This is a genomic window from Streptomyces sp. CBMA29 (assembly GCF_014596445.1).
Lineage (GTDB): Bacteria > Actinomycetota > Actinomycetes > Streptomycetales > Streptomycetaceae > Actinacidiphila.
The window spans coordinates 52,120-72,199 of record NZ_MECL01000111.1 but is presented as its reverse complement, the minus strand read 5'-3'; the positions used below and the strand labels follow the sequence as shown (position 1 = coordinate 72,199).

Genomic DNA, 20,080 nt, shown 5'->3' with positions numbered 1-20,080 from the left:
GACCCAGGCCGCCCGTGATCCGCCCCGAGGAGTCCGACACCACCGTTGCAACCCCCGTGGTGGTCCCCGTCGCCGACATGGACGACGTGATGGACTCCGTGAAGTGCTCCTGCAACGCGGGCGACCCATGCGCTTCCGTTGGGACTGGCTCCGCCCAGTGGTAACGGCCCCCTACGTCCCCACCATCGGCCCGGTACACCCGTCCGTCCTGACCGATGACCTGTTCGCCGACACACTGAGGGCCGCTGGAAGCAGGCGCTTCCTTCCGTACGACAAGGACCTCCGGTGGTCCGGCACCAAGGATGAGAGCGTCCTGACCGACGCTGTCGTCCACCGCCCCGGGGAAACGCTGATCCCCACCCACCTTGCGCGCGGGGCCGGAACCATCAAGGTCTACGCCTACGGAGTCGAGCCCGGCAGCCACATCGCCGCCGCCGAACTGGCCCAGAAACTCGCCGCGGACCACGGAGCGAGCCGAGCGCGAATCGTGCGCTTCCTCGGCCCCGAGTACGCCAGCCGCTTCGCCCAAGGCGTCAGGATTCAGCTCAAGGACTTCTCCTCCGGCGCCTGCCCACCCCCTGCGCGCCCCCTCAGCACCTTCGCCGACTTGTCCCTCGACCTACGCGAAGACTTCGCCAGCTTCTCAGAGGAAATGGCGAACGATGGATTCGCCTTCCTCTACACACGGATGCAAGCCAACGCAGTCGGCCCCGTACTCGTCGCCACGACGGGTGGCCAGGTGGCAGGAGCCATCGGACCCATGGAGATCAGGCCCGACGCAATCGGCCGAACTCAGCTCATGCCCCAATACTTCGGAGTCCGCACGGAGCACCGCGGCCATGGGTTCGGGCGGGCGCTCTGGCGCGCCGCCATGCGGTGGGGTCAAGAGAACGGAGCCGCGTACCAACTGCTTCAAACCGAAGTCGGCGGAGCTTCAGACAGCCTCTGCCAGGCCGAAGGACTGACTTCCCTCGGCTTCGTCGTCACCACCACAGCCCGTTGAACACACTTCCGGCCGCTCCCTGACAGCGAAGACGGCACGCGGATACCGCGTCGATCGCCATCTCTGGAAGCGCGTGACTGCTGGAGTCACACCCACTCGATACTGCTCTTGACTCGACCAGCCGTGCCCTCCAGGCGCGGACCAGGCAGAGGTGTCGTGAGCGTAGACCGCGGTTCTGCCCTCACTGAGGTCGAGACGCCGAAACAAGACCAAACCTCGGTCGCCTCGGCGTCCGTCATGTCGCCGCGTAGGTCGGCGATCTTGCTCAGGGCGTCGCTCATCTCAGTGCGTGTGACCGCTCGCCGCAGGCGTCGGACCTGCGTTCTTGACTGCCAGCGGCAGCAGTTTCTGGCCCGTGGGGCCGACTTGGATGTGGGTGTCCATCTGGGGGCAGACGCCGCAGTCGAAGCAGGGGGTCCAGCGGCAGTCGTCGACCTCGGTCTCGTCCAGGGCGTCCTGCCAGTCCTCCCAGAGCCAGTCCTTGTCGAGGCCGGAGTCGAGGTGGTCCCAGGGGAGGACTTCCTCGGCGGTGCGCTCGCGGGTGGTGTACCAGGACAGGTCGACGCCGAAGGCGGGCAGTTCGGTCTCGGCGGCGCGCAGCCAGCGGTCGTAGGAGAAGTGCTCGCGCCAGCCGTCGAAGCGGCCGCCGTCCTCGTAGACGGCGCGGATGACGGCGGAGACGCGGCGGTCGCCGCGGGAGAGCAGGCCCTCGATGATGCCGGGCTTGCCGTCGTGGTAGCGGAAGCCGATGTTGCGGCCGTACTTCTTGTCGCCGCGGATCGCGTCGCGCAGCTTCTCCAGCCGGGCGTCGGTCTCCTCCACGCCGAGCTGCGGGGCCCACTGGAAGGGGGTGTGGGGCTTGGGCACGAACCCGCCGATGGAGACCGTGCAGCGGATGTCGTTCTGCCCGGTGACCTCGCGGCCCTTGGCGATGACCTTCTTCGCCATGTCGGCGATCTGGAGGACGTCCTCGTCGGTCTCGGTGGGCAGCCCGCACATGAAGTAGAGCTTCACCTGCCGCCAGCCGTTGCCGTAGGCGGTGGCGACGGTACGGATCAGGTCCTCTTCCGAGACCATCTTGTTGATGACCTTGCGGATGCGCTCCGAGCCGCCCTCGGGGGCGAAGGTCAGACCTGAGCGGCGGCCGTTGCGGGTCAGCTCGTTGGCCAGGTCGATGTTGAAGGCGTCAACACGGGTGGACGGGAGGGACAGGCCGATCTTGTCCTCCTCGTACCGGTCGGCGAGGCCCTTGGCGACCTCGGCGATCTCGGTGTGGTCGGCGGAGGACAGCGAGAGCAGGCCGACCTCCTCGAAGCCGGTGGCCTTCAGGCCCTTCTCGACCATCTCGCCGATCCCGGTGATGGACCGCTCGCGCACCGGGCGGGTGATCATGCCCGCCTGGCAGAAGCGGCAGCCGCGGGTGCAGCCGCGGAAGATCTCCACCGACATCCGCTCGTGCACGGTCTCGGCCAGCGGCACCAGCGGCTGCTTGGGGTACGGCCACTCGTCGAGGTCCATCACGGTGTGCTTGGACACCCGCCACGGCACGCCGCTGCGGTTGGGCACGACGCGGGAGATCCGGCCGTCGGCCAGATACTCCACGTCGTAGAAGCGCGGCACGTACACCCCGCCGGTCCTCGCCAGCCGCAGCAGCACCTCGTCCCGGCCGCCGGGACGGCCCTCGGCCTTCCACGCGCGGATGACCCCGGTCATCTCCAGGACGGCCTGCTCGCCGTCGCCGATGACGGCCGCGTCGATGAAGTCGGCGATCGGCTCGGGGTTGAACGCCGCGTGCCCGCCCGCCAGCACGATCGGGTCGTCCAGGGTGCGGTCGGCGGCGAGCAGCGGGATGCCCGACAGGTCGAGCGCGGTGAGCATGTTGGTGTAGCCCAGCTCCGTGGAGAAGCTGAGGCCGAACACGTCGAAGGCGCGGACCGGGCGGTGCGCGTCGACCGTGAACTGCGGCACCTCGTGCTCGCGCATCAGCGCTTCCAGGTCGGGCCACACGCTGTACGTGCGCTCGGCCAGGACGCCCTCGCGCTCGTTGAGCACCTCGTAGAGGATCATGACGCCCTGGTTGGGCAGGCCCACCTCGTACGCGTCCGGGTACATCAACACCCAGCGGACGTCGGTGCTGTCCCACTCCTTGACGGTGGAGTTCAGCTCGCCGCCGACGTACTGGATCGGCTTCTGGACGTGCGGGAGAAGTGCTTCCAGGCGCGGGAAGACCGACTCGACAGGCATCTCGGCGACTCTCATCAGACGGCTGGGACTCCCCCGGCCGACGGCGTGGGGGCTGGGTGACCCTCAAGGGTACCCGTGTCTCACGGCTGCCCGGTCCCGCTCAGATGTCCCGGCCCCACCGCACCCGGTCCCGCTCAGATGTCCCGGCCCCACCGGACCCGGTCCCGCTCAGATGTCCCGCTCAGATGTCGCGGTCCGCCGACCGCCAGACATCCGGCAGTTCCGCCTCCGCGGCCTCCGCTCTGGCCCGCTCGGCGGCGATCAGCGCCGTGTACGCCTCGGTGGGCTCCCCCGCCGCCCGCGCCTCCCGCGCGGTACGGCCGAGCGCCGCCCCGCACATCACGCTGTCCTGGTGCTCGCCGAGGAGCTGCTGGACGGACTTCATCCGGCCGGTGTGGGCGGCGGCCCGCTTGCCGAGCACCGGCCGCGCGGCCTCGCCGCAGTAGCGGGCTCGCTTGGCGGATTTGCGGGCCTCGTGCAGCGCGATGTCCCGGTCGTCGCCGGGCGGCAGGGCCAGCGCGGCCCGGATCTGCCGCCGCAGCCGCAGGTGGTCGCGGCCCACGGCGGCGATGGCGGCCTCGTGGGCGGGCGCGGCGGCCGACACCAGGTAGGGCGGCAGCACGAGCAGCGCCTCCAGGCGGTCGAGGAGCGTGAAGTAGCGGGTCCCGTTCAGCACCCGGACCAGGGCCGCGCGGGACCGCGCGTGGCTGTCGGCGGCCAGGCCCCGCAGCCGGTCGCGTACGGCCGCGGTGACGAGCGCGGGGGCGGCGCCGGCGAGCAGCCCGTCCACGCGGTCCGCGAGCACCTCGCGGTCGCGTTCGGCGCCGAGGACGGCGGCCAGCCACTTCAGCTCCGCGCCCAGCGGGTCGGTGGCGCCGCGGTCCAGTTCCCTGCGGAAGCTCTTGAAGGCGCTGCGGGCCCTGCGGGTGGCGACCCGCATCCGGTGCACGGCGTCCTCCTGGTCGCGCCGCACCAGCGGGTCGAGCGCGAGGATCGCGGTGAGCTGTTCGCGCAGGTACCCGGTGGCGACCTCGCCCGCGGTGGCGGGGGTGCCGGGCGGCGCGGGCGGATCGGCGAGCCGGTCGCCGAGCGCGCGGGCCAGCTTGGAGCGGGAGGTCGAGCGGCGCTGTCCCGCCGCCGTCAGCCGTTCCTCGACGGCGTCGAGCAGGGCGGGCGGGCCGTGCACCAGCTCCACCTCGGTCTCGGTCCAGCGCGGGCCGTCCGACCCGGCGCTCTCGTCGTACGCCGTGACCTCGTCGTGGGCGACCTCGGCGAGCGCGCCGCCCTCCTCGTCCAGCAGCAGGGTCCGGTGCCGGGTGGTGCGCAGCCGGACCACCGGGTTCAGCGGGCGGCCCCTGAGGAGCGCGGCGACCTCGGCGCGCAGTTCCTCGGGCGGGGCGCTGTCGCTGGCGCCCAGCGGGACGCGGACCTCGGTGCGGGTGTCGGGCTCGCCGGTGGGCACTTTCAGGTGCCAGCCCGCGTCCTCGCCCCCGGTACGGCGGCGGAGCGTGGTGCGGTGGGCGGCCAGCGCGAGGTCGGCGGTGTCGTAGTAGACGGCGTCGAGGAGATCGGGGTCCAGGCGCCGGATTCCGGCGACGGACGGCAGTCCTTCGAGGTCGGGAGGCGTCAGGGGGCGGCCGGGGCCGTCACCGGCCTCGTACTTGCGTTCGGTCTCGCGCACTCGCTGACCCATGCTCGACGGTAACCGGGCACCCCGCCCGCGAGCAATGGCCCGACCGGCCGGGACGGATCCCTTCCGACCGGCGGAGCCCCCTTCCGACCAGCCGGGCCCGCGTCCGACCGGCCGGACCCCTTCCGACCGGCCGGCACCGCGCGTCACGCCGACATCGGCCGCTGCATCCGTACGGACTGCAACAGACCTATGGCCACACAGTTGGCGAACATCGATGATCCGCCGTAGGACACAAAGGGCAAGGGGATACCCGCGACCGGCATGATGCCCAGCGTCATGCCGATGTTCTCGAAGGACTGGAAGGCGAACCAGGCGACGATTCCGGCGGCGACGATCGTGCCGTACAGGTCGGTGGCATTGCGGGCGATGGCGCAGGCCCGCCACAGGATGAGGCCGATCAGCGCGATGATCAGGGCGGCGCCGAGGAAACCCAGCTCCTCGCCCGCGACCGAGAAGACGAAGTCCGTCTGCTGCTCGGGCACGAACTGCCCGGTGGTCTGGCTGCCGTGGAACAGGCCCTTGCCGAGCAGGCCGCCGGAGCCGATGGCGATCCGCGCCTGGCTGGTGTTGTAGCCGACGCCCGCCGGGTCCAGGGCGGGGTTGGCGAAGGCCGCGAAGCGGTCGATCTGGTACTTGTCGAGGATGCCGAGCTGCCAGACGGCGAGGGCGCCGCCGATCCCGGCGGCGATCAGGCCGAACACCCAGCGGTTGGACGCGCCGGAGGCGAGCAGCACCCCGAGCACGATCGCCGCCATCACCATCACCGAGCCGAGGTCCGGCATCATCATGATGATCAGGATCGGCAGCGCGGCCAGGCCCAGCGACTGGAGCACGGTCCTGTGGTCCGGATGCTCGCGGTCGCCCGCGTCCACCCGCGCGGACAGCACCATCGCCATGCCGAGGATGATCGCGACCTTCACGAATTCCGACGGCTGGAGCGAGAAGCCGCCGCCGATCACGATCCACGAGTGCGCGCCGTTGACGGTCGAGCCGAGCGGGCTGAGCACCGCGAGGATGCCGAGGATCGCCAGCACGTAGTAGAACGGCACGATGCCGCGCATCCTGCGGTGCCCTATGACGACGACACCGATCGCGAGACCCGCGCCGATCCCGGCGTTCATCAGGTGCCGCATCAGGAAGTAGTACTGGTCGCCGTGGGTGAGATTGGTGCGGTTGCGGGTCGCGGAGTACACCAGCATCGTGCCGATGGCGGTCAGCGCGAGGGCCGCGAAGAGCAGCACCCAATCCATCCGGCGCGCTATCGAGTCGCGGGCCAAGAGCTTGCCCAGCGTGGACCGCTCGGGGGTGAAGCGGCGGATCGAATAGCTGTTGGTGGCGCTCATGACCAGGATTTCCTGCCGTGCAGCAGCTTCTCGGTACGGGTCGGGGTGAGGGCCGCGAGCACCGGGCCCGGGTCGCCCGGCGTGCCGTGCTGCGACGGCATCAAGGTGGTGGAGGAGGCGGGCACGACGACGCCGTCACCGGAGATCTTCGGCAGCGCGGCGACCGGCGTGGGCATGATGCCCTTGCCCGGGTCGATCTTCGGGCCGTCCTTCTCGATGCCGTACATCGCCTCGTAGATCCGGCGGACCGCGGTGCCCGAGGCGCCGGAGCCGGTACCGGCCTGCGAGATCGTCATCACGATCGTGTAGTCCTTGGTGTACGTGGTCAGCCACGAGGTCGTCTGCTTGCCGGAGACCTCGGCGGTACCGGTCTTGGCGTGCAGCGTGATCTTGTCCTGCGGCCAGCCGGCGAACTTCCAGTTGGCCGTACCGTCCGTGACGACGCCCGCGGTGGCCTTGTTGATGTACTTCAGCGTCGACTTGGAGTCGGGCAGCTTGCCCGCCACCTTCGGCTTGATCGGCGTGACGGTCTTGCCGTCCGCGCTGACCACGGCCTTCCCTATGGTCGGCTGGTACAGCGTGCCGCCGTTGGCGAGCGCCCCGTAGATCCGGGCCATCTGGATCGGCGTGACGAGCGTGTCGCCCTGGCCGATCGCGTAGTTGACGGAGTCACCGGCGCGCAGCACGTAACCGTCGGTGCAGTTCTCCCGGGCGATGGCGGTGGCCAGGTCGTTCTTCTTACTGGTCTTCTTGAGCTTGCACCAGTAGTCCTTCATCGCGTCGTAGTAGCTCTGCTTCCACTGACGGTCGGGGACGCGGCCGGTGACCTCGCCCGGCAGGTCGATGCCGGTCTTGGCGCCGAGGCCGAACTGGTGGGCGGTCTTGTAGAACCAGTCCTTGGCGTGCTTGGGGTCGGTGCCGCCGTCCTTCTGCCACTGGTCGTACGCGATGCCGTAGAACACGGTGTCGCAGGAGACCTCCAGGGCGCGGCCGAGCGAGATGTCGCCGAAGCTCTCGTTCTCGAAGTTCTTGAAGACCTGGTTGCCGATGGTCATCGACGAGGTGCAGGGGTAGCCGCCGTTGATGTCGTAACCGGCGTTGACGGCCGCCGAGGTGGACACCACCTTGAAGGTGGAGCCGGGCGCCGACTGGCCCTGCGTGGCGCGGTTGAGCAGCGGGAAGTTGGACTTGGTGTCGTTGAGCGCCTTGTAGTCCTTGGCGGAGATCCCGCCGACCCACTCGTTGGGGTCGTAGGTGGGGGCGCTGGCCATGGCGATGACCTGGCCGGTGTTGTTGTCCAGGACGACGGCGGCGCCGGAGTCGGCCTTGTAGTTCTGGTGGGTGATGCTGTCGTACGTCTTGCGCGCGTCGGCCATGGCCTGCGCGAGTTCCTTCTCGGTGAGCGCCTGGACCTTGGAGTCGATGCTGGTCACCAGGTTCGCGCCGGGCTGCGCCGGGGTGTCGCCCGCCTTGCCGATCACCCGGCCGAGGTTGTCGACCTCGTAGCGGGTCACGCCCGCCTTGCCGCGCAACTGCGCGTCGTAGACGCTCTCCAGGCCCGAGCGGCCGATCTGGTCGGAGCGCTGGAGCGGCGCGTCGGTCTTCTCCGAGGCGGTCAGCTCCGCGTCGGTGACCGGCGACAGATAGCCGAGCACCTGCGCGGTGTTCGCCTTGGAGGGACCGGGGTAGCGGCGTACGGCGGTGGGCTCGGCGGTGACGCCGGGGAAGTCCTCGCGCCGCTCCATGATCTGGAGCGCCTGCTGGGTGGTGGCCTCGTCGGTGATCGGGATCGGCTGGTACGGCGACCCGTTCCAGCACGGCTTGGGCGTCTTCGCGTCGCACAGCCGCACCTTGTCGGTGACCTCCTTGGGGGTCAGCCCGAGGACACCGGCGAGCCGGGTCAGTACGGCCAGGCCGTCGTCGCGCTGCTTGAGCAGGTCGGTACGGGAGGCGGAGACCACCAGGCGCGTCTGGTTGTCGGCGAGCGGCACACCGCGGTCGTCGAGGATCGAGCCGCGGACGGCCGGGGTGACGACCTGCTGGATGTGGTTGTTCGCGGCCTTCTGGTCGTACTCCTGGCCGTTGCGGATCTGGAGGTACCACAGGCGTCCGCCGAGCGTGAGCAGCAGGGACACCACGAGGATCTGGAGGATGACGAGGCGGATCGTGACCCGGGAGGTACGCCCGGTCTCCGGGATGTTGCTCACCTTCTGGCCCCCCTGGGCATCGAGGCCATCGTCTTGGCCCGGCCGAACAGGCCGCGCTGCGGGCTGATCCCGGAACCGGTCCTGGTACGGGTGGGCCGGGTGCGCAGCGCGCTGCCGCCGAAGCCGCCCGTCGGGTCCTCGGTGAGCGGATCGTGGTCGAAGCGTCTGGCCAGGGCCATCACGAGCGGCACCACGAAGGGCGCGAGCAGCAGGTCGTAGATCATCGCGGTGAACACCAGCTTGGGCAGGCCCACATGGGCGCCCGCGGTGTCGCCGACGAGGCTGCCGACGCCCGCGTACAGCAGCGTGGTGCCGACGGCCGCGCCGATCACGACGAGCATGGGTCCGGCGGCCGTGCGCAGTTGGCCGCTCTCGGGCTTGGCGAGTCCCGCCAGGTAGCCGATGACGCACAGCACGAGCGCGTAGCGGCCGACCGCGTGGTCGGCCGGTGGCGCGAGGTCGGCGAGCAGCCCCGCTCCGAAGCCGACCAGGCAGCCGCCGACGTGGCCGTAGGCGATGGCCAGGCCGAGCACGGTCAGCAGCAGCAGGTCGGGGACCGCGCCGGGCAGGTGCAGCCGGGCCAGCACGCTGACCTGGGCGACCATGGCGATCACCACGAGGACGGTGGAGAGCACGATCCGGTTGAGGCGCACGGTGTCTCAGCCCCTCTTGCCGTTGCTTGTCGTATTTTCCGTCGTGCCGACCGTGGTGCCGGGGGTGGCGCCGCCGGTCGGGGTCGAGCCGGGCTTGTTCGTGGGCGTGGATTTCGGCTTCGGCTTGGGCGACGGGGTCGGCTTCGGCGGCAGCACGCTGTCGCGCGGGTCGGTGCGCGGGCCCTGGACGACGACACCGACGATGTCCAGCCGGGTGAAGCCGACGAACGGCTGCACCTGGACGGTCTTGGTGAGGTTGCCGCCCGAGGGGTCGACGCCGACGACCTTGCCGACCGGCACACCCGGCACGAACGGCTTGCCCGCCTCGGAGCCGAAGGTGACCAGCCGGTCGCCGTTGTGCACCGTGGCCTTGCCGTTGAGGAGCTGCACGCGCATCGGCTGGTTGCCCTGGCCGGTGGCGAAGCCCAGCTCCATGGAGCCCTCCATGCGGGTGCCCACGGTGAAGTCCGGGTCGTTGGCCAGCAGCACCGTGGAGGTGGAGGGGCCCACGGTGGTGACCCGGCCGACCAGACCGTCCCCGTCGATGACCGTCATGTCGCGGGTGACGCCGTCCTTGCTGCCCGCGTCGATGGTGACCGTCCAGGAGAATCCCTGCGCGGCTCCTATCGCGATGACCTGCGCGCCCTTGATGGCGTACTGCCCGACGCCCGCGGTCTTCAGCAGCTTGTCCAGCTCCGCCGCCCGGTTACGGGTGACGTCCTTGCTGCCGAGTTGCTGCTTGAGCGCCTCGTTCTCGCGTTGCAGGCGGCTGATGGTGCTGTTGCGTCCGCCGGAGTCGCGGACCGCGTCTATGGCGTTGCCCACCGGGTCGACAACGCCTGACACGGAGTTCTCGACGGGGCCGAAGACGGACTGCGCCGCCTGCCGTGGCCGGTCGAGCGGTGAGTCCTCACCGCCCCTGATGTCCACGGTGATCAGCGCGAACGCGATCACCACCAGCAGCACCAGCAGAAGCCGGCTCTCTCGTGTGTCCCTCACGGGCGCCAGTCCGTGCCTTCCTCATCGGACCTGCCGCCGCTGTGCACCGCGGCCGGTCAGAACGTGTGGGGCGGGTTCCCGCCGTCGCTGCGGGCGACCGGTGAGCCCGTGTGCTGCCCGTGCCTCATCTGCGTGGCGAGGAGTCGAGCACCTGCTGGAGTGCCTCGAATTCCTCGACGCACTTGCCCGCGCCCAACGCCACGCAGTCCAGCGGCGACTCGGCGATGTGAATGGGCATACCCGTCTCGTGCCGCAGCCGCTCGTCCAGGCCGCGCAGCAGCGCGCCGCCGCCGGCCAGCACGATCCCGCGGTCCATGATGTCGCCGGACAGCTCGGGCGGGCACTTGTCCAGGGTGGTCTTCACCGCGTCGACGATCGCGTTGACCGGCTCCTCGATGGCCTTGCGCACCTCGGCCGCGGAGATCACCACGGTCTTGGGCAGGCCGCTGACCAGGTCACGGCCGCGGATCTCGGTGTGCTCGTCGTCGTCCTTGGAGGCGAAGGCGGAACCGATGGTGAGCTTGATCTGCTCCGCGGTCCGCTCACCGAGCAGGAGGCTGTACTCCTTCTTGATGTGCTGGATGACCGCGTTGTCCAGCTCGTCGCCCGCGACGCGGATGGACTGGGCGGTGACGATGCCGCCGAGGCTGATCACCGCGACCTCGGTGGTGCCGCCGCCGATGTCCACCACCATGTTGCCGGTGGCCTCGTGCACCGGGAGCCCGGCGCCGATCGCCGCCGCCATCGGCTCCTCGATGATGTGCACGGTACGGGCACCGGCCTGCGTGGACGCCTCGATGACGGCGCGTCGCTCGACTCCGGTGATGCCGGAGGGCACGCAGACGACGACCCGCGGGCGGGCCAGATACCGCCGCTTGTGGATCTTGAGGATGAAATAGCGCAGCATGCGCTCGGTGATCTCGAAGTCGGCGATGACGCCGTCCTTCAGAGGGCGCACCGCGACGATGTTGCCGGGGGTGCGGCCGATCATCTTCTTGGCCTCGGAACCGACCGCGAGGATGCCGCCGGTGTTGGTGTTGACGGCCACGACCGACGGCTCGTTCAGGACGATCCCGCGGCCCCTGACGTACACCAGCGTGTTGGCCGTCCCGAGGTCGACTGCCATGTCACGGCCGATGAACGACATGTTGTTCGCCATGTGGATACGTCTGGCCTTCCCGAGCTTGAGCGGAGATTCCATCGTAGTCGCGCCCGGCGGGGCACGGGGTCGGGGTTCCGACGTCATTGTCATCAGAACACACAGCGGACCTCTGTAATGGTGACGCCGTGTCGGGGTGTTTGGTTCCCGATCGCCGACGGCATATGCCTGAGGCGGCGAGATTCCCCCGGGCGCCTGGTCGGACGGGCCGTCAGCAACGGTACTCCGTACCCGAACAGCCAGGTCGGGGGATTAGGCCAGACCGGGGAAGAAGATCTTGATCTCACGCTCGGCGGACTCCTCGGAGTCCGAGGCGTGGATCAGATTCTCCCGGACAATCGTCCCGAAGTCCCCCCGAATGGAGCCCGGCGCGGCGGCGATCGGGTCGGTCGGACCGGCCAGCGCGCGAACGCCCTCGATGACCCGCTCGCCCTCGACCACCATCGCGACCGCGGGGCCCGACGCCATGAAGTCCATCAGCGGCTCGTAGAACGGGCGCCCGACGTGCTCGGCGTAGTGCTGCTCCAGCGTGCCGCGGTCCAGGGTGCGCAGTTCGAGCGCGGCGACGGTCCAGCCCGCCTTGCGCTCGATGCGGCCCACGACCTCGCCGATCAGGCCGCGGCGGACGGTGTCCGGCTTGAGAAGGACAAGGGTGCGCTGCGACACGGGACGGCTCCTGCTGTGTGCGGTCTACGGATATGACGAGCCTACAAGGGCGGCCCTGCGCCGATGGACACCGGGCCGGGGCGGACGGGACGTGCGGTACGCGTGGGGTTCGGACTCTGGGGGTTCAGACTTCCTGGGCCGGGGCTGCCGTCTGCGCCTCGGCCCGCGCCGCGTGCCGGGCCTTCAGAACGTCCACCTTGCGCCCGTAGTGGATCGCCGCCCACCACAGACCGGCGAAGATCACGCCGAGGAAGAACATCGTGCCAACCCAGTAGCCGCTGACCACCAGCGCGGCCTGGAGCGCCCAGCCGACGGTGAGCGCGCCCGGCCGGGTGAGCATCCCGCACAGCAGCACGCACAGCGCCATGGCGATCCCGCACACCGTCCAGACGGTGCCCATCGACAGGTCGGGATGTTTCATCGCGACCAGACCGGCGAAGCCGATGACGAAGAACTCGCCGATCAGCGTGCTCGCGCACAGCGTCCGCATCGTCCCGCCCCCTTCACTTGCGGCCCAGCAGCAGCCGGGCCTCTCCCACGGTGATGACGGAACCGGTGACCAGCACTCCGGCCCCGGAGAACTCGCCCTCGTCCTCGGCGAGCGTGATCGCCGCCTCCAGCGCGTCGTCCAGCCTCGGCTCGACCTGCACCCGGTCGTCCCCGAACACCTCGACGGCCAGCGCCGCCAGTTCGTCCACGTCCATCGCGCGGTGCGTCGAGTTACGGGTGACGACCACCTCGGCGAAGACCGGCTCGAACGCCTCCAGCAGCCCGCGTACGTCCTTGTCGCCGCTCGGCCCGACCACACCGACCAGGTGCGTGAAGCCGAACGCCTCACCGACCGCCGCCGCCGCGGCGGCGGCGCCCGCCGGATTGTGCGCCGCGTCCAGCACCACGGTGGGGCTGCGGCGCACCACTTCCAGGCGGCCGGGCGAGGTGACCGAGGCGAACGCGGCCCGCACGGTGTCCATGTCGAGGGTGCGCGACTGGGTGCTGCCGATACCGAAGAACGCCTCGACGGCGGCCAGCGCGACCGCCGCGTTGTGCGCCTGGTGCTCGCCGTGCAGCGGAAGGAAGACCTGTTCGTACGCGCCGCCCAGGCCGCGCAGCGTCAGCAGTTGCCCGCCGACGGCCACCTCGCGGTGCACGACACCGAACTCCATGCCCTCGCGGGCGACCGTCGCGTCCGCCTCCACCGCCCGCTTCAGCAGCGTCTGCGCCGCGTCGGCGGGCTGCTGGGCCAGGACGACGGTGGCGTCCTTCTTGATGATGCCGCTCTTCTCCACCGCGATCTCGCCGGGCGTGGAGCCCAGCCGGTCGGTGTGGTCGAGCGCGATCGGGGTGACCACGGCGACCTGGCCGTCCACCACGTTGGTGGCGTCCCAGCCGCCGCCCATGCCGACCTCGACCACCGCGACGTCGACCGGCGCGTCCGCGAAGGCCGCGTACGCCATACCGGTGAGCACCTCGAAGAACGACAGCCGGTGCGGCTGCGCGTCGTCCACCATGCCGACGAAGGGCTGGATGTCGCGGTAGGTCTCGATGAACCGCTCGGCGGAGATCGGCGCGCCGTCCAGGCTGATCCGCTCGGTGACGGACTGCACGTGCGGGCTGGTGTAGCGGCCGGTGCGCAGGTCGAAGGAGAGCAGCAGCCGCTCGATCATCCGGGCGGTGCTGGTCTTGCCGTTGGTGCCGGTGATGTGGATCGCCGGGTAGGCGCGCTGCGGGTCGCCGAGGACGTCCATCAGCGCCGCGATCCGGTCGAGCGAGGGCTCCAGCTTCGTCTCGGGCCAGCGGCCGAGCAGTTCCTCCTCGACCGTACGCAGCTCCCGGTCGACGGCGGGGTCCGCGGGCCGGGCCGGCACGTCGTCCTCGGCCGCGACCGGGCTCACACCGGCCCGCAGCGTACGGCTGCCCGCCTCGATGACGGCCAGGTCGGCCTCGCGGAGGGTACCGTCTCCCGCCCCGTCGGCGTCCTCGTCAACGCCGAAGGCGGTGTCCTGGACCTCGTACGCGTCGTCTTCGGGGCCGTCGCCGTTGTGCGGGTGCTCGCTCACAGCGCCCAGTCTACGGAGCCCGCGAGCGGAAACGGCCACGGGCCCGGACCGCGGGTGTGCGGTCCGGGCCCGTGGCACGCGGTGGCCCGCCGGGGCGGGCCGGCCTCGGTGCGGTCAGCCCTGCGGGAGGGCCGCGATCTGCGCGGAGATCCGGGCGATGTCGGCCTCGGCGGTCGCCAGCCGCGTACGGATCTTGGCCACCACCGGCTCGGGCGCCTTGCCGAGGAACGCCTCGTTGCCCAGCTTCTTCTCGGCGTCGGCCTTCTCCTTCTCGGCCAGGCCGAGATCCTTGGTGAGCCGCTTGCGCTCGGCCGGAACGTCGATCGTGCCGGACAGGTCGAGCGCGACCGTGGCGCCCGCGACCGGCAGCGTCGCGGTGGCGTGGAAGTCCTCCCCCGCGGGCTGGAGCCGCAGCACCTGGCGGATGGCGCCCTCGTGCGGCGCGAGCAGCGTGCCGTCCAGGGTCAGCAGCGCCGGGACCTTCTGGCCGGGCTGGAGTCCCTGGTCGGAGCGGAAGCGGCGGACCTCGGTGACCACCCGCTGGACCTCGGCGATCTCCGCCTCGGCCGCCGCGTCACGGAAACCGCTGTCGCTCGGCCAGTCCGCGACGACCAGCGACTCGCCGCCGGTCAGCGTCGTCCACAGCGTCTCGGTGACGAAGGGGACGACCGGGTGCAGCAGCCGCAGCATCACGTCCAGGACCTCGCCCAGGACCCGCCCGGAGACCCGGGCGCCGTCGCCGCCCGCGAAGAAGACGGTCTTGGACAGCTCCACGTACCAGTCGAAGACCTCGTCCCACGCGAAGTGGTAGAGGCTGTCGCTGAGCTTCGCGAACTGGTAGTCGTCGTACAGGCCGTTGACCTCGGCGACGACCGTGTTCAGCCGGGACAGGATCCACCGGTCGGTGGCCGACAGCTCCTCGGGCGCGGGCAGCGGTCCTTCGACCGTGGCGCCGTTCATCAGCGCGAAACGCGTGGCGTTCCAGACCTTGTTGGCGAAGTTGCGGGACGCCTGGACCCAGTCCTCGCCGATCGGGACGTCCGCGCCGGGGTTGGCGCCGCGGGCCAGGGTGAAGCGGACGGCGTCCGAGCCGTACCTGTCCATCCAGTCCAGCGGGTCCACCGAGTTGGGGTTGGACTTGGACATCTTCTTGCCGAACTCGTCGCGGACCAGGCCGGTCAGCGCGATGGTGTGGAACGGCGGCGTGCCGTCCATCGCGTAGAGGCCGAACATCATCATCCGGGCGACCCAGAAGAAGATGATGTCGTGCCCGGTGAGCAGGACGTCGGTCGGATAGAACTTCTCCAGATCCGGCGTCTGTTCGGGCCAGCCCAGCGTGGAGAACGGCCACAGGCCGGACGAGAACCAGGTGTCCAGAACGTCGGCGTCCTGCGTCCAGCCCTCGCCGGACGGCAACTCGTCGTCCGGTCCGACACAGATCTGCTGGCCGTTCGGCCCATACCAGACGGGGATGCGGTGGCCCCACCACAACTGGCGCGAGATGCACCAGTCGTGCATGTTGTCGACCCAGTCGAAGTACCGCTTCTTCAGCTCCGGCGGGTGGATCGTGACCCGGCCGTCGCGGACCGCGTCGCCGGACGCCTTCGCCAACGGCTCGACCTTGACCCACCACTGGAGGGACAGCCGCGGCTCGATGGTGGTCTTGCAGCGCGAGCAGTGGCCGACCGAGTGGACGTAGGGCCGCTTCTCCGCGACGATCCGGCCCTGTTCGCGCAGCGCCTCGACGATCGCGGACCGCGCCTCGTAGCGGTCCAGCCCCTGGAAGGGGCCCGGCGCGGTGATGACCGCGCGCTCGTCCATGACGGTCAGCGACTCCAGACCGTGCCGCTGGCCGATCGCGAAGTCGTTCGGGTCGTGCGCGGGCGTCACCTTGACGGCGCCGGTGCCGAACTCCGGGTCGACGTGCGTGTCCGCGACGACCGGGATCGTCCGGTCGGTGAGCGGCAGCTTGATCCGCTTGCCGACCAGGTGCCGGTACCGCTCGTCGTCCGGGTGGACGGCCACGGCGGTGTCGCCGAGCATCGTCTCGACGCGGGTGGTCGCCACGACGACCGTCTCGTCGCCCTCGCCGTACTTCAGCGAGACCAACTCGCCGTCGTCGTCCTGGTAGTCGACCTCGATGTCCGAGATGGCCGTCATGCAGCGCGGACACCAGTTGATGATCCGCTCGGCGCGGTAGATCAGGTCGTCGTCGTAGAGCTTCTTGAAGATGGTCTGGACGGCCTTGGACAGGCCCTCGTCCATGGTGAAGCGCTCGCGGGACCAGTCCACGCCGTCGCCGAGGCGGCGCATCTGGCCGAGGATGCGGCCGCCGTACTCCTCTTTCCACTGCCAGACGCGGTCGACGAACGCCTCCCGGCCGATGTCGTGCCGGGACTTGCCCTCGTCGGCGAGCTGCTGCTCGACCTTGTTCTGGGTGGCGATGCCCGCGTGGTCCATGCCGGGCAGCCACAGCGACTCGTAACCCTGCATCCGCTTGCGGCGGGTGAGGGCGTCCATCAGCGTGTGCTGGAAGGCGTGACCCAGGTGGAGCGTGCCCGTGACGTTCGGCGGCGGGATGACGATGGTGTACGCGGGCTTGTCGCTCTTCGCGTCCGCCTCGAAGTAGCCGCGTTCTACCCAGCGCTCGTACAGCGCCCCCTCTACCTCGGCCGGCGTGTAGGTCGTCGGCAGTTCGGGGGTGCTGTGCGGCCCGCGGTCGGGGCTCTGCTGAGAGTTGTCGGTCACGCCACGATTCTACGGTGGCGGACCATCCCGTTACGAATCCGTTTCGCCCCCGCTGTAAGAACCCGATAAAGGATCGGCGAGGATGGTCCGACGGTCGTAGACGAGGGGACCACCTGACATGAGTCACAACCAGCCGCCGCCGAACCCGTACGGGCAGCAGCCCCAGCAGGGCGGTTACGGGCAGCCGCAGCAAGGTGGCTACGGGCAGCAGCCCCAGCAGCCGCCGCAAGGTGGTTACGGCCAGCCGCCGCAGCAGCCGTACGGCCAGCCCCAGGGGCAGCCCGGTTACGGCTACCCCCAGCAGGGCCCGCCGCAGCAGGCGCCGTACGGGCAGCCGCAGCAGCAGCCGGGGTACGGCTACGGCGGCCAGCCGCCCGTGCCGCCGCAGGGCGGTGGCGGCGGGAAGCGCACCGGGATCATCATCGGCGCCGTGGTGGCGCTGGTCGCGATCGGCGCCGGGGTCTTCTTCCTCACCAAGGGCGGTGACGACGACAACAGCGCCAACGGCGGCAAGGGCGGCGGCGGCAAGAGCAGCGTCAAGAACGACGGCAAGCAGTACAAGCTCATCACGCCCGAGACCGTCGCGGAGACGTACAAGAAGTCGAAGGACGCGGGCACCGGCGACGGTTTCGACGCCAAGGACGTCACGCTGCTCAAGACGCTCGGCGTCACCGACCCCCAGCAGGTCAGCTCGGGCTACACCAACGGGTCCGAACTCACCGGCAAGCTGCTGGAGTTCAGCGGTGTCTACGGCAAGGTCGCGGACCCGCAGAAGGTGGTCGACGGTATGTTCGCCGACCTGAAGAAGCAGGCCGCCGAGGACAAGGACTCCAGCGGCGGCAAGACCGAACTGGTCGGCAGCCCGCAGAAGGTGCAGCCCGCGGGCATGGACGACGCCGTCATGTCGTGCCAGAACACCAAGTACACCCAGGGCAGCAAGTCGTTCACCACGCCGATCTGCCTGTGGGCCGACTACAGCACCGTCGGCTACACCCTGCCGGTCGACCTGGCGACGGCCACCACCGGTGTCGGCAGCGGCATGCCGATCGACGAGGCGGCGGCGCTCACCGCGAAGGTCCGCAAGGACGTGCGCGTCCCGCTCAACTGAGGCCGTACGAAAGGGGGCGCCCGGATCTACCGGGCGCCCCCTTCGCGTGTGCTCGTACCGCGGCGCTACGCGCTCTTCTGCTCGCCCTTGCCGACGATGCGCGGCTCACGCGGCACCAGCGTCGGGTTGACGTTGGAGTGCACGACATCGGCCGTGATGACGACCCGGGCGACGTCCTTGCGGGACGGCACCTCGTACATCACCGACTGGAGGACTTCCTCCATGATGGCCCGCAGACCGCGGGCGCCGGTCTGCCGCAGGATCGCCTGGTCCGCGATGGACTCCAGCGCGCCGTGCTCGAACTCCAGCTCCACACCGTCGAGTTCGAAGAGTTTTTGGTACTGCTTCACCAGCGCGTTGCGCGGCTCGACCAGAATCTGGAGGAGCGCCTCGCGGTCGAGGTTGTGCACGCTGGTGATGACGGGCAGCCGTCCGATGAACTCGGGGATCATGCCGAACTTGACCAGGTCCTCGGGCATGATCTCGGAGAACTGGTCGGCCATGTCCAGCTCGCGCTTGGAGCGGATGGTCGCACCGAAGCCGATGCCCTTGGCGCCCGCGCGGGACTCGATGATCTTCTCCAGACCGGAGAAGGCACCGCCCACGATGAACAGCACGTTCGTGGTGTCGATCTGGATGAACTCCTGGTGCGGGTGCTTGCGCCCGCCCTGCGGCGGCACCGAGGCCGTCGTGCCCTCCAGGATCTTCAGCAGCGCCTGCTGCACGCCCTCGCCGGACACATCGCGGGTGATCGACGGATTCTCGCTCTTGCGGGCGACCTTGTCGATCTCGTCGATGTAGATGATCCCGGTCTCGGCCTTCTTGACGTCGTAGTCCGCCGCCTGGATCAGCTTCAGCAGGATGTTCTCGACGTCCTCGCCCACGTAACCGGCCTCGGTGAGGGCGGTCGCGTCCGCGATGGCGAACGGCACGTTGAGCATGCGGGCCAGTGTCTGGGCCAGCAGCGTCTTGCCGGAGCCCGTCGGGCCGAGCAGCAGGATGTTGGACTTCGCCAGCTCGATCGCGTCGTCGTGCCCGCGGCCGGCGTTCTCACCCGCCTGGACCCGCTTGTAGTGGTTGTACACCGCGACCGACAGGGCCTTCTTCGCGGGCGTCTGCCCGACCACGTAGCCCTCGAGGAACTCGTAGATCTCCCGCGGCTTGGGCAGGTCCTCCCAGCGCACCTCGGAGGACTCGGCCAGCTCCTCCTCGATGATCTCGTTGCAGAGATCGATGCACTCGTCGCAGATGTACACACCAGGGCCTGCGATGAGCTTCTTCACCTGCTTCTGGCTCTTTCCGCAGAATGAGCACTTCAGCAGGTCGCCGCCGTCACCGATGCGTGCCACGAGGTGTTTCCCCTTCGCCTGGGATCCGCCGAGATCAACGGAGCCTGGTGCTTCTCTCATCGACGGTACCTTGCCGCGACCCCCGTGTGGGCCCCCCTTGGACGTACTCACTCAGTGGAGTCCAAGGAGGGCCACCCGCGCGACCGGTCCGTTGTCCGACTGTGTTCAGACCGTCACAGAGGTCTTGCGGGTCGAGACGATCTGGTCGACCAGCCCGTAGGCCAGCGACTCCTCGGCGGTAAGGATCTTGTCCCGCTCGATGTCGTCGCGGATCTGCTCGATCGGCGTCGTGGAGTGCTTGGCCAGCATCTCTTCGAGCTGCTGCCGCATCCGGATGATCTCGTTGGCGGCGATCTCCAGGTCGGAGACCTGTCCGCGGCCGGTCTCGCTGTAGGGCTGGTGGATCAGCACCCGCGCGTTCGGCAGCGCCATCCGCTTGCCGGGGCTGCCGGCGGCCAGCAGGACCGCGGCGGCGGACGCCGCCTGGCCCATGCAGACCGTCTGGATGTCCGGCTTCACGAACTGCATCGTGTCGTAGATCGCCGTCAGCGCGGTGAAGGAGCCGCCGGGGCTGTTGATGTAGACCGAGATGTCCCGGTCGGGGTCCATCGACTCCAGGCACAGGAGCTGCGCCATGACGTCGTTGGCCGACGCGTCGTCGATCTGCACGCCGAGGAAGATCACGCGCTCCTCGAAGAGCTTCGCGTACGGGTCGTACTCGCGCACACCCTGCGAGGTGCGCTCGACGAACCGCGGAATGATGTAGCGGGCCTCGGCACCGAACACACCGGGCCGCTCGGCCTCGGTGCGCTCGTACAGGCCGCTGCCGGGGAAGTTCATGCTGTTCACGT

General features: G+C 69.8%; 15 protein-coding genes. 2 read left to right on the top strand and 13 right to left on the bottom strand.

From position 1 onward, the window contains the following. The first annotated feature begins 127 nt into the window (after positions 1–127). Positions 128–1,003, top strand: a complete 876-nt coding sequence (locus BGM09_RS16370) for a GNAT family N-acetyltransferase (protein WP_188282341.1) — start codon at positions 128–130, stop codon at positions 1,001–1,003. A 282-nt stretch (positions 1,004–1,285) separates the two neighbouring features. Here BGM09_RS16370 and BGM09_RS16365 read toward each other — a convergent pair whose 3' ends face one another. The 11 genes from BGM09_RS16365 to BGM09_RS16315 all read right to left on the bottom strand — a co-directional run bounded on the left by BGM09_RS16365 (position 1,286) and on the right by BGM09_RS16315 (position 16,772). Then, a complete protein-coding gene (locus BGM09_RS16365) occupies positions 1,286–3,247 on the bottom strand; it encodes a TIGR03960 family B12-binding radical SAM protein (protein WP_188282327.1) in 1,962 nt (653 codons plus the stop codon). Between the two features lie 181 nt (positions 3,248–3,428). Beyond that, the gene (locus tag BGM09_RS16360) at positions 3,429–4,940 is read right to left on the bottom strand and encodes a CYTH and CHAD domain-containing protein (RefSeq protein WP_188282326.1); all 1,512 of its coding nucleotides are present in this window, start codon (positions 4,938–4,940) and stop codon (positions 3,429–3,431) included. A gap of 143 nt (positions 4,941–5,083) precedes the next feature. After that, the gene (gene rodA / locus BGM09_RS16355) at positions 5,084–6,283 is read right to left on the bottom strand and encodes a rod shape-determining protein RodA (RefSeq protein ID WP_188282325.1); all 1,200 of its coding nucleotides are present in this window, start codon (positions 6,281–6,283) and stop codon (positions 5,084–5,086) included. Continuing rightward, positions 6,280–8,490 carry a penicillin-binding protein 2 gene (gene mrdA / locus BGM09_RS16350; protein ID WP_188282324.1) on the bottom strand — a complete coding sequence of 737 codons (2,211 nt, stop codon included), beginning with the start codon at positions 8,488–8,490 and terminating at the stop codon, positions 6,280–6,282. The genes rodA and mrdA overlap by 4 nt, the downstream gene beginning before the upstream one ends. Next, positions 8,487–9,143: a rod shape-determining protein MreD gene (mreD, locus tag BGM09_RS16345; RefSeq protein WP_188282323.1), complete on the bottom strand. Its 657-nt coding sequence runs from the start codon at positions 9,141–9,143 to the stop codon at positions 8,487–8,489. The genes mrdA and mreD overlap by 4 nt, the downstream gene beginning before the upstream one ends. 6 nt (positions 9,144–9,149) lie before the next feature. Beyond that, positions 9,150–10,142 (bottom strand): rod shape-determining protein MreC, encoded by a 993-nt coding sequence (gene mreC, locus BGM09_RS16340; protein WP_188282322.1) that lies wholly within the window; start codon positions 10,140–10,142, stop codon positions 9,150–9,152. A gap of 124 nt (positions 10,143–10,266) precedes the next feature. After that, the gene (locus BGM09_RS16335; RefSeq protein ID WP_188282340.1) at positions 10,267–11,289 is read right to left on the bottom strand and encodes a rod shape-determining protein; all 1,023 of its coding nucleotides are present in this window, start codon (positions 11,287–11,289) and stop codon (positions 10,267–10,269) included. A 264-nt stretch (positions 11,290–11,553) separates the two neighbouring features. Continuing rightward, positions 11,554–11,967 carry a nucleoside-diphosphate kinase gene (gene ndk / locus BGM09_RS16330; RefSeq protein WP_188282321.1) on the bottom strand — a complete coding sequence of 138 codons (414 nt, stop codon included), beginning with the start codon at positions 11,965–11,967 and terminating at the stop codon, positions 11,554–11,556. A gap of 124 nt (positions 11,968–12,091) precedes the next feature. After that, positions 12,092–12,457, bottom strand: coding sequence for a DUF4233 domain-containing protein (locus BGM09_RS16325; RefSeq protein WP_188282320.1), 366 nt, complete (start codon positions 12,455–12,457; stop codon positions 12,092–12,094). A gap of 13 nt (positions 12,458–12,470) precedes the next feature. Beyond that, positions 12,471–14,024 carry a bifunctional tetrahydrofolate synthase/dihydrofolate synthase gene (gene folC / locus BGM09_RS16320; RefSeq protein ID WP_188282319.1) on the bottom strand — a complete coding sequence of 518 codons (1,554 nt, stop codon included), beginning with the start codon at positions 14,022–14,024 and terminating at the stop codon, positions 12,471–12,473. A 114-nt stretch (positions 14,025–14,138) separates the two neighbouring features. Continuing rightward, complete coding sequence (locus BGM09_RS16315; RefSeq protein ID WP_188282318.1) at positions 14,139–16,772, bottom strand: valine--tRNA ligase; 2,634 nt, start codon at positions 16,770–16,772, stop codon at positions 14,139–14,141. Positions 16,773–16,890: 118 nt separating this feature from the next. Here BGM09_RS16315 and BGM09_RS16310 point away from each other — a divergent pair, with 118 nt between their 5' ends. Further along, on the top strand, positions 16,891–17,880 hold the full coding sequence (locus tag BGM09_RS16310; RefSeq protein WP_188282317.1) for a hypothetical protein: 990 nt from the start codon (positions 16,891–16,893) through the stop codon (positions 17,878–17,880). A 65-nt stretch (positions 17,881–17,945) separates the two neighbouring features. Here BGM09_RS16310 and clpX read toward each other — a convergent pair whose 3' ends face one another. Both clpX and BGM09_RS16300 read right to left on the bottom strand, forming a co-directional pair. Next, positions 17,946–19,229 carry an ATP-dependent Clp protease ATP-binding subunit ClpX gene (gene clpX / locus BGM09_RS16305; protein ID WP_188282316.1) on the bottom strand — a complete coding sequence of 428 codons (1,284 nt, stop codon included), beginning with the start codon at positions 19,227–19,229 and terminating at the stop codon, positions 17,946–17,948. A gap of 165 nt (positions 19,230–19,394) precedes the next feature. After that, a complete protein-coding gene (locus BGM09_RS16300; protein WP_223187111.1) occupies positions 19,395–20,069 on the bottom strand; it encodes an ATP-dependent Clp protease proteolytic subunit in 675 nt (224 codons plus the stop codon). Positions 20,070–20,080: the final 11 nt, after the last annotated feature.